Source organism: Sedimentimonas flavescens (assembly GCF_025154035.1).
In the GTDB taxonomy this organism is placed as follows: domain Bacteria; phylum Pseudomonadota; class Alphaproteobacteria; order Rhodobacterales; family Rhodobacteraceae; genus Rhodobacter; species Rhodobacter flavescens.
Map to the genome: position 1 here is coordinate 344,111 of NZ_JAOALJ010000003.1, position 12,801 is coordinate 356,911.

The 12,801-nt window shown below is 66.0% G+C and carries 15 protein-coding genes; 10 read left to right on the forward strand and 5 right to left on the reverse strand.

Annotated features, from left to right (window positions below; translation table 11 throughout):
* Nucleotides 1–46 precede the first annotated feature (46 nt).
* Nucleotides 47–916 carry a LysR family transcriptional regulator gene (locus N3C64_RS08255; protein WP_260013841.1) on the reverse strand — a complete coding sequence of 290 codons (870 nt, stop codon included), beginning with the start codon at nt 914–916 and terminating at the stop codon, nt 47–49.
* Between the two features lie 107 nt (nt 917–1,023).
* On the opposite strand from N3C64_RS08255, the gene N3C64_RS08260 reads away from it, so the two are divergent.
* From N3C64_RS08260 to N3C64_RS08300, 9 genes are all read left to right on the forward strand, one after another.
* Nucleotides 1,024–1,848 (forward strand): S49 family peptidase, encoded by an 825-nt coding sequence (locus N3C64_RS08260; RefSeq protein ID WP_260013842.1) that lies wholly within the window; start codon nt 1,024–1,026, stop codon nt 1,846–1,848.
* 18 nt (nt 1,849–1,866) lie between these two features.
* Entirely contained in the window at nt 1,867–2,028 is a 162-nt protein-coding gene (locus N3C64_RS08265; protein WP_260013900.1) for a hypothetical protein, read from the forward strand.
* A complete protein-coding gene (locus N3C64_RS08270; RefSeq protein WP_218629871.1) occupies nt 2,029–2,982 on the forward strand; it encodes a calcium/sodium antiporter in 954 nt (317 codons plus the stop codon).
* A 7-nt stretch (nt 2,983–2,989) separates the two neighbouring features.
* Entirely contained in the window at nt 2,990–3,766 is a 777-nt protein-coding gene (locus N3C64_RS08275) for an SDR family oxidoreductase (RefSeq protein WP_218629870.1), read from the forward strand.
* A gap of 295 nt (nt 3,767–4,061) precedes the next feature.
* Entirely contained in the window at nt 4,062–5,957 is a 1,896-nt protein-coding gene (gene uvrC / locus N3C64_RS08280) for an excinuclease ABC subunit UvrC (protein ID WP_260013847.1), read from the forward strand.
* Nucleotides 5,958–5,990: 33 nt separating this feature from the next.
* On the forward strand, nt 5,991–7,049 hold the full coding sequence (locus tag N3C64_RS08285) for a lysine-2,3-aminomutase-like protein (RefSeq protein WP_260013848.1): 1,059 nt from the start codon (nt 5,991–5,993) through the stop codon (nt 7,047–7,049).
* 42 nt (nt 7,050–7,091) lie between these two features.
* On the forward strand, nt 7,092–7,721 hold the full coding sequence (gene pgsA / locus N3C64_RS08290) for a CDP-diacylglycerol--glycerol-3-phosphate 3-phosphatidyltransferase (RefSeq protein ID WP_218629867.1): 630 nt from the start codon (nt 7,092–7,094) through the stop codon (nt 7,719–7,721).
* Nucleotides 7,714–7,962: a molybdopterin converting factor subunit 1 gene (gene moaD / locus N3C64_RS08295; protein ID WP_218629983.1), complete on the forward strand. Its 249-nt coding sequence runs from the start codon at nt 7,714–7,716 to the stop codon at nt 7,960–7,962. Before pgsA ends, moaD begins: the two co-directional genes overlap by 8 nt.
* 1 nt (nt 7,963) lies before the next feature.
* Complete coding sequence (locus tag N3C64_RS08300) at nt 7,964–8,407, forward strand: molybdenum cofactor biosynthesis protein MoaE (RefSeq protein ID WP_260013849.1); 444 nt, start codon at nt 7,964–7,966, stop codon at nt 8,405–8,407.
* Here N3C64_RS08300 and plsY read toward each other — a convergent pair whose 3' ends face one another.
* Genes plsY through N3C64_RS08320 form a run of 4 tightly spaced genes read right to left on the reverse strand, consistent with a single transcriptional unit; the run spans nt 8,408 to nt 11,770 of the window.
* Nucleotides 8,408–9,016: a glycerol-3-phosphate 1-O-acyltransferase PlsY gene (gene plsY, locus N3C64_RS08305; protein WP_260013850.1), complete on the reverse strand. Its 609-nt coding sequence runs from the start codon at nt 9,014–9,016 to the stop codon at nt 8,408–8,410.
* Between the two features lie 19 nt (nt 9,017–9,035).
* A complete protein-coding gene (gene pyrC / locus N3C64_RS08310; RefSeq protein ID WP_260013852.1) occupies nt 9,036–10,313 on the reverse strand; it encodes a dihydroorotase in 1,278 nt (425 codons plus the stop codon).
* Between the two features lie 13 nt (nt 10,314–10,326).
* On the reverse strand, nt 10,327–10,812 hold the full coding sequence (locus N3C64_RS08315; protein WP_260013854.1) for a hypothetical protein: 486 nt from the start codon (nt 10,810–10,812) through the stop codon (nt 10,327–10,329).
* On the reverse strand, nt 10,805–11,770 hold the full coding sequence (locus N3C64_RS08320) for an aspartate carbamoyltransferase catalytic subunit (protein ID WP_218629862.1): 966 nt from the start codon (nt 11,768–11,770) through the stop codon (nt 10,805–10,807). Before N3C64_RS08320 ends, N3C64_RS08315 begins: the two co-directional genes overlap by 8 nt.
* Before the next feature lie 110 nt (nt 11,771–11,880).
* Between N3C64_RS08320 and N3C64_RS08325 the strand changes: the two genes are divergently transcribed.
* Nucleotides 11,881–12,693 (forward strand): uracil-DNA glycosylase, encoded by an 813-nt coding sequence (locus N3C64_RS08325; protein ID WP_260013856.1) that lies wholly within the window; start codon nt 11,881–11,883, stop codon nt 12,691–12,693.
* Nucleotides 12,694–12,801: the final 108 nt, after the last annotated feature.

The window sequence follows — 12,801 nt, forward strand, 5'->3', positions numbered from 1 at the left end:
TAGGGTCGGCAATTCGTATGCCCCGTTAAGTGATAGAAAAAACCTATCAATCCGCGATGCGATGCGCTTCGGCGATCAGGGCGCGCAGGCTTGGCGTGTAAGTCGCGCGGTGCTCGACCACGAGGCCCACGCGATGTGCGGCCTCGGGCGCGATCAGCGGGCGGGCGCGGCAACCGGGCGGCAGGGCAAAGCCCTCGCACAGCGCCTCGGCCAGTATCGCCGACCACTCGCCGGTGGCGACGTGGCTGAGCAGCGCGATGGTCGAGTTCGACTCGACCCGGGGCGCGGCCTGCGCGCCCGCCGCCGCCAGATGCCCGTCGATCAGGCGGCGGTTTTGCATGTCGGGGGTCAGAAGGCACAGGGGCCGCGCGGCGGCCTCGGCCCAGGGCAGAGCGGCGTCATCGGGCGCACGCTCGACCAGCCGATAGGTTTCCAGCCAGAGCGCAACCTCTTCCATCCGGCCCAGACCCGCGCCGTCGAGATAGGTGATGCCCGCGTCCAACTCCTGCGTGGCGATCCCTTCGCGGATCTCGGCTGACGATCGGGACAGCAGCGTCACGCGCGCCGAGCGGTTGCGCGCCAGGAACGGGGCGGTCAGCCGGGCGATGCGCGGTAGGGCGGTGGGGATCACGCCGATGCGCAGATGGCCGGCGACGCCGTGGCGGGCCTCGCGCATCTCATCTTGCATGGCGCGGGCCTCGCCCACGATGCGGCGGGCATGCTCCAGCACGCGCTGGCCCTCGGGGGTCAGGCCCTGATAGCGCGCCCCGCGCCAGACCAGTTGCACACCCAGGCTTTCCTCCAGCGCGCGGATGGCCGAGCTGAGCGTGGGCTGCGTCACGCCATAGGCTTCGGCCGCGCGGCCGAAATGGCCCTCGCGCGCGAGGATCATGAACATCTCGAGCTTGTCGATCATGCCTTCACGCTATCCAAGCGCGCGCCGCCGCGCCAGAGGGGGCGTATTTTTCCCAAATCCCGTCCGGGGCGCTTGTTCCCCCTGTTCCCGACCCCTACATCGGTCGCATGGATTTCAAACGCTTCTTCCCCTTCGGGCCAAACCGGCCCCCGCGCGTGGCCCTCGTGCGGCTGCAAGGCGCCATTGGCGTCACCCGGCCCGGGGCGCAGGGCCTCTCCGATGCCGCGCTCGCCCCGCTGTTGGAGCGCGCCTTTCGAAGGGGCAAACCGACGGCCGTCGCGCTTTTGGTGAACTCGCCCGGTGGCTCGCCGGTGCAATCCTCGCTGATCGCGGGGCGCATCCGGCGGCTGGCCGAGGAAACCAGGCTGCCCGTCCATGCCTTTGTCGAGGATGTTGCGGCTTCGGGCGGCTACTGGCTGGCCTGCGCGGCCGATGACATCTGGGCCGATGCGACCTCGGTCGTGGGCTCGATCGGCGTGATCTCGGCGGGCTTCGGGCTGGACGGGCTGATCGCTCGCCACGGGATCGAGCGGCGAGTGCATACGGCGGGCGGCTCGAAAAGCTTCCTCGATCCGTTCCGCCCGGAAAAACCCGAGGATGTGGAACGCCTCAACCGACTGCTTGAGGATATGCATGTCAGCTTCAAGGATCATGTCAGCGCGCGCCGGATCGGGCGGCTGAAAGAGGGCGCTGACCTGTTCACTGGCGAGATCTGGACCGGGCGGCAGGCGATCGAGGTGGGGCTGGTCGATGGCCTCGCCCATGCGGTGCCCAAGCTCAAGCAGCTTTACGGCGATAAGGTGCGCTTCATCCCCTACGGCCCGCGTCAGTCCTTCCTGCGCCGTTTCGGTGCGGGGTTCGGAGCCGATGCCGCCAGCGCCATGATCGAGGCCGCAGAGGAGCGCGCGCTTTGGGCGCGGTTCGGGCTCTAGGCGATGCTGATCAAGGGCATGACATTGTTTCTGGTTGCCATGGCCGTGCTGGCCATGTTCGGCAAGCTGCGACTGCCGGGCGGCAAAGGCCGTCCGCGTATCGCCACGCGCTGTCCGCGCTGCGGGCGACCCAAAATCGGTGCGGGGCCCTGCCCCTGCGGGAATGACAAGGGGGCATGATTGCTCGTCGATCTGGTGAAGATAGCTGCGGGCCTCGGCCTGCTTGTGGTGGCGGGCGACGTGCTGGTGAAAGGCTCGGTCGCGCTGGCGCTGCGGTTGGGGATCCCGGCGCTGATCGTGGGCCTGACCGTCGTGGCCTTCGGTACCTCGGCGCCCGAGATGATGGTTTCGGTCGCGGCCGTCCTTGAGGGCGCGCCCGCGATTGCACTTGGCAACGTAGTCGGCTCGAACACGGCCAATATCCTGCTGGTTTTGGGCCTGCCTGCGATCATCTCGGCTATCCGCACAGACGAGCATGACACCCGCGAAAGCTATGTGATCATGCTGGGTGCGAGCCTGCTGTTCATATTGCTGAGCTTCATGGGGCCGCTGGGATGGCCGCATGCGCTGGTGTTGCTGGGTGCCCTTGCGCTGATCCTGTTCCGGCAGATCCGCGAGGCTCTGAGCCATCGCGCAAGCCGCGCCGAGGAAGAGATCGAGGGCGCAGACATTCATATGCCCTGGGGGAAGATCGGGCTCTTTATCGTGCTCGGCCTGATCGGCCTGCCGATCGGTGCCGATTTCCTGGTGGACGGCGCCAGTTCGATCGCGCGGGCCTACGGTATTTCCGAGGCGGTGATCGGCCTGACGCTGGTGGCGGTGGGAACCTCGCTGCCGGAACTCGCGACCTCGGTCAATGCCGCAATCCGGGGGCGGGCGGATGTGGCCCTTGGCAACGTGATCGGCTCGAACATCTTCAACCTGCTGTGCATCATTGGGGTGTCGGGGCTGGTTGGCCAATTGCCCGTGCCCGAACAGATGCTGCGCTTCGACCTTTGGGTGATGCTGGGCGCGAGTCTGCTGATCGCGCCGCTGATTTTCTACCGCTGGCCCTTCACGCGGATGATCGGTATCGGCTTTACTGTGGTCTATGCGGCCTATGTTGTCTTCCTGATGACGTCGGGCATGGTGTGAGGGGCAGATGGCGCGGGCATTGATCACTGGCGGAGCGAAGCGGTTGGGGCGTGCGATGGCGCTCTATCTGGCGGGGCGCGGCTATGATGTGGCGATCCATTACAACGCGTCGGCCGCCGAGGCGGAGGCGGTCGCCGCCGAAGCCCGCGCGCTTGGCGTGAATGCGGTCACCGTACAGGCCGACCTGCTGGAGGAGGCGCAGACCGCCGCGCTGGTAGATGCCGCCGCGCGCGCCCTTGGTGGGCCGCTCGATCTGCTGATCAACAACGCCTCGATCTTCGAATACGACAACATCCGCACCGCCACACGTCAGGGCTGGGACCGGCATTTCGAGTCCAACCTGCGTGCGCCCTTCGTGCTGATCCAGGCCTTCGCCGCGCAGGCCCCCAAGGCCAATCGTGGCGGGGCCGAGCCGCGCGCCGAGGCGCTGGTGGTCAACATGATCGACCAGCGGGTGCGCAAGCCTACGCCTGAGTTTATGACCTACAGCCTCTCGAAAGCCGGGCTTTGGGCGCTGACCCAGACCGCCGCGCAGGCGCTGGCGCCCGATATCCGCGTGAACGCGATCGGGCCGGGGCCGACCATGCAGGGCGCGCGCCAGTCCGAGAGCCACTTCACCCGCCAGCGCGCGGCAACCATTCTGGAGCGTGGCGCCGACCCCGGCGATATCTGTGCGGCGCTTGGATATTTTCTCGATGCGCATGGGGTTACGGGGCAGTTGTTGTGCGTTGATGGCGGGCAGCATCTAGGCTGGAAAACCCCCGATGTCCTGGGCGTTGAGTGACCCGATCAGCGAACGCTGCGGCAACTTGTCCACCTTCGGGCGTCATGTAACAAAGCTGTTACGAATCTGCCAATGGTTTCAGTCACTTGTCAGAAGTGGAAAAATTTTCACATATATATCAATATGTTAGATATTTGCCTAATTTTTAGGCAGTTCGTTGAGGCGCTCGTGAAATAAGGGAGAATCCGTGATCTCCAAAACTTCCCAACAGAGTTATCCACAGAAACCGTGGAAAGCTTCCCTCTTGAAAGATGCTGCGTAAGATTGCAGGCACAACGGAGAATCGACCCCGGCAATGACGCAACCCGAGACATTCCCAGAGGATAACGCCGATCGGCCGGCCGCGCGGCTGAAGGGCCATGCGCTGATTGCCGATTACGTCACCCGGCTCGATGGCTCGCCCGGCGTCTACCGGATGCTGAACGCAAGCCAGGAGGTACTCTACGTCGGCAAGGCGCGCAACCTCAAGGCGCGGGTGTCGAACTATGCGCGGCCCTCGGGTCATTCGGCGCGGATCGCGCGGATGATCTCGGAAACCGCCTATATGATGTTCCTCACGACGCGGACCGAGACCGAGGCGCTTCTGCTTGAGCAGAACCTGATCAAGCAGCTCAAGCCGCGCTACAATGTGCTTTTGCGCGACGACAAGAGCTTTCCCTATATCGTCATCGCCAAGGATCACGCCTTTCCGATGATCCGCAAGCATCGCGGCGCGCGCACGGTCAAGGGTGCCTATTTCGGGCCTTTCGCCTCGGCCGGCGCGGTGAACCGGACGCTCAATCACCTTGAGCGCGTCTTTCAACTGCGCAACTGCTCGGACGCGGTGTTTTCAAGCCGCACCCGGCCCTGCCTGCAATTCCAGATCAAGCGCTGTTCGGGGCCCTGCGTGGGTAAGATCTCCGAGGCTGACTACGCCCGCACCGTGGCCGATGCCGAGCGGTTCCTTGAGGGCAAGTCCACCACCATCCAGCAGGAACTGGCGGGCGAGATGATGGCCGCCTCCGAAGCGCTGGAGTTCGAACGCGCCGCCGCGCTGCGCGACCGGATTCAGGCGCTGACCAATGTGCAGCAAAGCCAGGGCATCAACCCGCGCGGCGTGGCCGAGGCCGATGTGGTCGCACTGCATATGGAGGGTGGGCAGGCCTGCGTGCAGGTCTTCTTCATCCGCGCGCATCAAAGCTGGGGTAACCATGACTTCTACCCCCGCACCGGTTCTGGCGCGGAAGAGGCCGAGGTGCTCGAGGCCTTCCTCGCGCAGTTCTACGACCAGAAGGAGCCGCCGCGCCTGATCCTGCTGTCGCATCCGATCGAGGATGAAGACCTGATGGTCGATCTTTTGTCGGAACGCGCGGGCCGCCGGGTCGAGATTGCCCTGCCCAAGCGCGGCGAGAAGGCCGAACTGGTCGAGAATGCCCTGCGCAACGCCCGCGAAAGCCTTGGCCGGCGGATGTCGGAATCGGCGGCGCAGGCGCGGCTTCTGGCCGGTGTGGCGCAGGCTTTCGGCCTGCCGAAACCGCCCGAGCGGATCGAGGTCTACGACAACTCGCACATCCAAGGCGCGCACGCGGTGGGGGGTATGATCGTGGCGGGCCCCGACGGGTTTCTCAAAAGTCAGTATCGCAAGTGGAACATCAAGGGTGATGAGCTGACCCCCGGCGACGATTTCGCCATGATGAAAGAGGTGCTGACGCGCCGCTTTGCCCGGTTGCTCAAGGAAGACCCAGAGCGCAAGGGCGAGGCATGGCCGGACCTGCTGCTGATCGACGGCGGGGCGGGGCAGGTCTCGGCGGTGCAGGAGGTTATGACCGAAATGGGCGTGGCTGATATTGCGATGGTCGGCGTCGCCAAGGGTATCGACCGCGACCACGGCAAGGAAGAGTTCCACCGCACCGGCAAACGCCCCTTCGCGCTGCCCCGGCAGGACCCGGTTCTCTATTACATCCAGCGCCTGCGCGACGAGGCTCACCGTTGGGCGATCGGCGCGCACCGTGCCAAGCGCGCCAAGGCCACCATGGCCAACCCGCTTGACGAGATCCCCGGCGTGGGTGCCACGCGCAAGCGCGCGCTCTTGGCGCATTTCGGTTCGGCCAAGGCGGTCAGCCGTGCGGGGCTGACCGATCTGATGGAGGCGCCGGGCATTTCGCAGGCCATGGCCGAGACGATCTGGAACTACTTCAATGATCGGGGTTGACGGACGCCCCGCCGCGGCGTAGCGCGCCAGCCCATGAACGATGCAACGCCCCCCCATCGCACCCTGACGCGCCCCGAGGATCTGGCAACGGCCGGACTGGTGCCCATGGCCGAGCTGCCAGCAATCGCGCGCGTGGCCGAGGCGTTCCGCATCCGCCTGACCCCCGCGATGCAGGCGGCTATCGACAACCCCTCCGATCCGGTCGCCGCGCAATTCGTGCCCTCGGGCGCCGAACTGACCATTCGGCCCGAGGAACTCCTTGATCCGATAGGCGATAATGCCCATGCCCCGGTGCGCGGGTTGACGCATCGCTACCCCGACCGGGTGATCTTGCACATCACCAAGACCTGCGATGTCTATTGCCGTTTCTGCTTCCGCCGTGAAACCGTGGGCGAGACCGGCCCGCTGGCCGAGGAGGCGCTGGCCGAGGCGCTGGACTATATCGCCGCGACCCCCGCGATCCGCGAGGTGATCCTGACCGGGGGCGATCCGCTGACGCTTTCCGTGCGGCGCTTGGGTGAGGTTCTGGCGCGGCTTTCGGCCATTGATCATGTCGATCTGATCCGCTTTCACAGCCGCGTGCCGGTCGTGGCCCCCGGGCGCATCACACCCGCGCTGTGCGAGGTGCTGCGCGGTGCCCGCCCGACCGTCTGGCTGGTCGTCCACACCAACCACGCGCAGGAACTCACGCCCGAGGCCCACGCCGCCATCGCGCGCCTGGCCGAAGCCGGGGTACCGATGCTCTCGCAATCGGTTCTGCTGCGGGGCGTGAACGACTCGGTCGGTGCGCTGAGCGATCTGTTCCGCGCGCTGCTGGCCCTGCGCATCAAGCCCTACTACCTGCATCACTGCGATCTCGCGCCCGGCACCTCGCATTTCCGCACCACGATCGACGAGGGGCGCGCGCTGATGCGGTCCCTGCGCGGGCAGATCAGCGGCACGGCGCTGCCGAGCTATGTGCTCGATATTCCGGGCGGCTTTGGCAAGGTGCCGGTGACGGCCGATCATTTTACCCCCGGCGCCACGCCCGGAAGCTGGCGCGTGACCGACTGGCGGGGGCAAGTGCATGACTACACCGACCCGCCGCGTTAACACCCCCTTTTCCTTCCGCATCCGCGCGGCTAGGGTGCGCGGATGAAGTGGACGCTGCCCAATATCCTGACGGTTCTTCGCCTGATCGCCGCGCCCGGCGTCGCGGTGATGTTTCTCTATTTCTCGCGTCCCTGGGCGGATTGGTTCGCGCTGGCGCTGTTTGTCAGCGCCGCGGTGACCGACTGGTTCGACGGCTACCTTGCGCGCCTGTGGAAGCAGGAAAGCAAGTTCGGCGCCATGCTCGACCCGATTGCCGATAAGGCTATGGTTGTGATCGCGCTGGTGGTGCTGACGGGTTATTCCGGCATGAACCCCTGGCTGATCCTGCCCGCCACCGTGATCCTTTTCCGCGAGGTCTTCGTGTCGGGGCTGCGCGAGTTTCTTGGCGCGGATGCCGGCAAGCTCAAGGTCACCAAACTTGCCAAGTGGAAGACCACGACGCAGATGGTGGCGATTGCGGTCCTCTTCCTCGGCACCGGGCTGAAGTACATCGAGGAAGGCCGCGCCCCCCGCGCGGGCGAGGGCGATCTGCCGACCGGCGCCTCGATGGCCGATCTGGCGACGCATGTCGGGCTTGGCCTGATCTGGGTCGCGGCGCTGCTGACCGCGATCACCGGATGGGACTATTTCCGCAAGGCGCTGCCCTATCTGCGGGAGCATGACCATGATTGAGGTTCTCTATTTCGCCTGGGTGCGCGAACGCATCGGCAAGGCCCGCGAAAGCGTCGAGACTGGCGCCGCGACGGTGGCCGAACTGGTCACGGAACTCCGCGCGCGCGAGCCGCGCTACGAGGCTGCTTTTGCCGATACCTCCGCGCTGCGTGTGGCGCTAGACCAGGAACTGTCGGAATTCGACGCGTCTTTGGCGGGCGTGCGCGAGGTGGCCTTTTTCCCGCCGATGACGGGCGGCTGAGATGAAAGTCTCGGTGCAAGAGGCCCCCTTCGACTTCGCCGCCGAGATGGCGGGCTTCGGGGTCGGGCGCGCGGATGTGGGTGCGGTGGTCAGTTTCACCGGCGTGGTGCGCGACGACACGGGCCGTATGCAGGCGCTGGAGCTAGAGCATTACCCCGGCATGACCGAACGTGCGGTCACCAAGATCACCGAAGAGGCCATGGCGCGCTGGAACCTTGCCGATGCGCTGGTCATTCACCGTCACGGGCGGCTTGGTATCGGCGAGCAGATCATGATGGTCGCCACCGCCGCGCGGCACCGGGGCGATGCCTTCGCCGCGGCCGAGTTCCTGATGGATTACCTCAAATCCCGGGCGCCGTTCTGGAAGAAGGAACACGGGCTGGACGGCGAGACCGATTGGGTCGCCGCCAAGGGCAGCGACGAGGACGCCCTCAAACGCTGGTGATCAGCCCTTCTTGCCGATCCGGGGCTCGGACCCGGTGGCGAGGCGCTGGATATTCTGGCGGTGACGCCAGAAGATCAGCACAGAAAGCCCGGCGGCCAGCAGCATCAGATCGCGATGGTCGAGGAAATAGGCCAGCGGCACCGTCGCCGCAGCAGCGACCAGCGCCGAGAGCGACGAGATCCGGCTGACGAAGGCGGTTGCCAACCACACGAGGCAGGCGGCGATTCCCACGGGCCAGGCCAGCGCCAGCATCGTGCCAAGGAAGGTCGCGACGCCCTTGCCGCCCTTGAAGCCGAGCCAGATCGGGTAGAGGTGCCCCAGAAAGGCCGCGCCGCCCGCGACCTGCGCGGCGGTCTCGCCAAGGAAGTGACGCGCGATCAGCACGGCGATGGCGCCTTTGCCGCTATCGAGCAGCAAGGTGGCCAGCGCCGCCGGCTTGTTGCCGGTGCGCAGCACGTTGGTCGCGCCGATATTGCCCGAGCCGATCTGGCGCAGATCGCCCAGACCGAACAGCCGGGCGATCACCAGCCCGAAGGGCACCGACCCCAGCAGATAGCCCAAAACGGCTACCAGCCCGATCAACACGGGCCCGTTCTCAATTCCCGGCATTACTGCCCCTCGCCTCGATTTATTCGTTATCGTTGTTATAAACCTGCACCCCGCCGACGAATGTGGCAAGAACTTTGCCTTCCATCCGGGTGCCGTCGAAGGGGGTATTCTTCGATTTCGAGTGCAGAGTAAAGCGGTCCAGCACGAAAGGCGCATCCGCGTCGAAGAGAACGAGGTCGGCAGGCGCCCCCTCGGCCATGCGGCCCTGCGGCAGGCCAAGGCGCTTGGCGGGGTTCAGCGACATGGCGCGGAACAGCTGCGGCAGGCTCAGATATCCGGCATGGAAAAGCCGCATCGCCGCAGGCAGGAAGGTCTCCAGCCCCACCGCGCCCGACGCCGCTTCTTCAAACGGCAGGCGTTTGCTTTCCTCATCGGCGGGCGTGTGCATCGAGCAGATCACATCGATCAGCCCGTCGGCCACGGCCTGCACGACCGCCAGCCGATCCTCTTCCGAGCGTAGCGGCGGCGTCATCTTGAAGAAGGTGCGGTAATCGCCGACGTCATATTCGTTCAGCGTCAGGTGATGGATCGAGACACCCGCCGTCACATCCAGCCCCGCCGCCTTGGCGCGGGTCAGCGCGGGCAGGGCGCGGGCGGTCGTGATCTGGTCGGCATGGTAGCGCACGCCGCTCATCTCGATCAGGGCGATGTCGCGCTCAAGTCCCATGCGCTCGGCCATCGGGGTGACGCCGGGCAGGCCGCGCAGGCTGGCAAACTTGCCCGAGGTGACCGCAGCGCCCTTGGTCAGCCCCGGTTCCTGCGGGTGGCCGATGACCAGCGCGCCAAGGCTACGCGCATAGGTCAGCGCACGGCTGAGAACCTTGGTGTCGGTGGTGACATGGTCGGTATCGGTGAAGGCCACGGCGCCCGCATCCATGAGAAAGCCGATCTCGGTCATCTCGCGGCCTTCGCGGCCCTTGGTCAGCGCGGCCATGTGGTGAATGCGCACCGGAGCCTGCGCCGCGCGGCGGGTGACAAACTCCAGCGTCTCGGGCGTGTCGATGGCGGGCGAGGTATCGGGGCGCGCGATGATTGTGGTCACGCCCCCGGCGGCGGCGGCCTGGCCTGCGGTGCGGAAGCTTTCCTTGTGGCGCTCGCCCGGCTCGCCGATCTTGACGCCCAGATCGACGATCCCCGGCGCGAGGTATTTGCCGCCACAGTCGATCACCGTCGCGCCCTGCGGCGCCGACATGGCGCCGATGGCGGCGATGATCCCGTTGTCGATGACCAGGTTCGCCTCGATCTCGGTCAGGGCCTCGGGGTCGATCAGGCGGGCGTTTGCAAGAAACAGGGTCATGGGGCAGTCTCCTTCAGCGCACCTTTTTCGCGCGTTTGGCGCGGGCCGTCTCGATAGCCTCCAGCACGGGTTCGCTGTCGGCCAGGTGGCGGATCAGGTGCTTGGCGCCCGAGTTTGTCACGATCTGTACATCGCCCATCAGGCGGCGCACGGTCTGGATTTCCAGCAGCATCACCTGCCGCCCCTGCGGGCCGATCAGGCGCCGGTCGGTCAGTTGCCAGCGCCGCGCGAAGGCTTCCGAGCGGAACCAGGCCGCGCGGGCCGCCATGCCCACCGCGATGGCGGCGGCGGCGATGGCGATCTGGTCGGTCTTGCCCATGTAGAGCAGGATCGCCGAGACCAGCACGATACCGAAGATACCGAGCAGCAGGTGGTCAACCCAGTAGCGCCGGTTGTCGGCCAGGAAGATGGCGGTGATCTTCTCGCCCTCGTCCAGCGGCAGTTCGCTGTCCGGGCCGGGGCGATAGTTCAGAACCTCGTCGCGCTTGATCTCAGGCATAGGTTTCCTCGGTCAATGCGCGGCCACGGTCGGCGCGCAGGTTCTGTGCCAGCAGATCCATCACCGCCATACGCACCGCCACGCCCATCTCGACCTGCTCCTGAATGACCGAGCGGTTGATGTCGTCCGCGATGGTGCCGTCGATCTCGACGCCGCGGTTCATCGGGCCGGGGTGCATGACGATGGCATCGGGCTTGGCGCAGGCCAGCTTTTCGGCATCGAGCCCGTAGCGGTGGAAATACTCACGCTCGGACGGGATGAAGCCGCCGTCCATCCGCTCTCTCTGGAGGCGCAGCATCATCACCACATCGGCGTCCTTCAGGCCCTCGCGCATGTCCTCATAGACCTCGCAGCCGAACTCGCCGATTCCGGCGGGCATCAGGGTGGGCGGGCCTACAAGGCGCACGCGGTTTTCCATCTTGCCCAGCAAGATCAGGTTCGAGCGCGCGACGCGGCTATGCGCCACATCGCCACAGATCGCCACGGTCAGGCGCTGGATACGGCCCTTCGCGCGCTTGATCGTCAGCGCATCGAGCAGCGCCTGCGTAGGGTGCTCGTGCTTGCCGTCGCCCGCGTTGATCACCGCGCAGTTCACCTTCTGCGCCAGCAGATCGACCGCGCCCGAGTTCTGATGGCGCACGACCAGCAGATCGGGATGCATTGCGTTCAGCGTCAGCGCCGTGTCGATCAGCGTCTCGCCCTTCTTCACCGAAGAGGTCTGCATCGACATGTTCATCACGTCCGCGCCAAGGCGCTTGCCGGCCAGCTCAAAGCTCGACTGCGTGCGGGTCGAGTTCTCGAAGAACATGTTGATTTGCGTCATGCCTTCGAGCACGTCGGTGCGTTTTACCGTGCGGCGGTTCAGGTCCACATAGCGGTCGGCCAGATCGAGGACGGTGCGGATGTCCTCCTGGCTGAGATGCTCGATGCCAAGAAGGTGCCTTGCGCGAAATGCCATGGCGCGTGCCTCCGATGTTGTCCGGGGTCGCTTATGGCAAAAGGGCGCGGGCGCGTCCAGCGCGAAGGGCGCGGCTTTACCTATTGGCGTGCGGCGCATAGCTTGGGCGCATGGAGACTCAGGGCCGCCCCGAACTGGATTACTACGCCGCGCTTGCTGCCCTTGAATGGCAGATCGAGTTGGGCGCGGATGAGGCGATTCTCGATGAGCCGGTCGATTGCTACGCCCTGCCCGACACGATCGAGCGCCTCAAGCCCGCGCCCGTTGCCCCCGAACCCGCCCGGTCGCAGCCCGTGCTGCGCGTGGTGGACGACGGCCCCGACCCGGTCGCGGTGGCGCGCGAGATCGCAGGGCGTGCGAAAACGCTCGACGATCTGCGCGAGGCGATTGCGGGTTATGATCTGTGCGATCTGAAGAAAGGTGCGAAGAATACGGTCTTTTCCGATGGCAACCCGGCTGCGCGGGTGATGATCATCGGCGAGGCTCCGGGCCGCGATGAGGATATTCAGGGCAAGCCCTTCGTGGGCCGCGCGGGGCAGTTGCTCGACCGGATGTTTGCCGCCATCGGTCTGTCACGCGGTGCGCCCGATGCGCTGGCCGGGATCTATATCGCCAATGTCCTGCCCTGGCGCCCGCCGGGCAACCGTGACCCCGAGCCTGCCGAGATCGCGCAGATGCTGCCCTTCCTGGCGCGCCATGTCGAACTCGCCGATCCCGATTTGATCGTGCTGATGGGCAATGCCGCCTGCGCCGCGGCGCTGGACAAGCGCGGCATCCTGCGCCTGCGCGGCACCTGGGCCGAGGCCTTCGGGCGTCCGGCCCTGCCGATGACCCATCCGGCCTACCTGCTGCGCCAGCCAAGCGCCAAGCGCGAGGCCTGGGCCGACCTGCTCAGCTTGCGGGCGCGGCTCGATACGCTCTGAAAATCGTGTGACTGGCGACGGACGCGGCCTTCCGCCACGTAGGAATGTGGGTATCCTCGCCCTAAAGCAGGACAGAGATATATAATTCGCAGCGCGGGGACGGCCCCG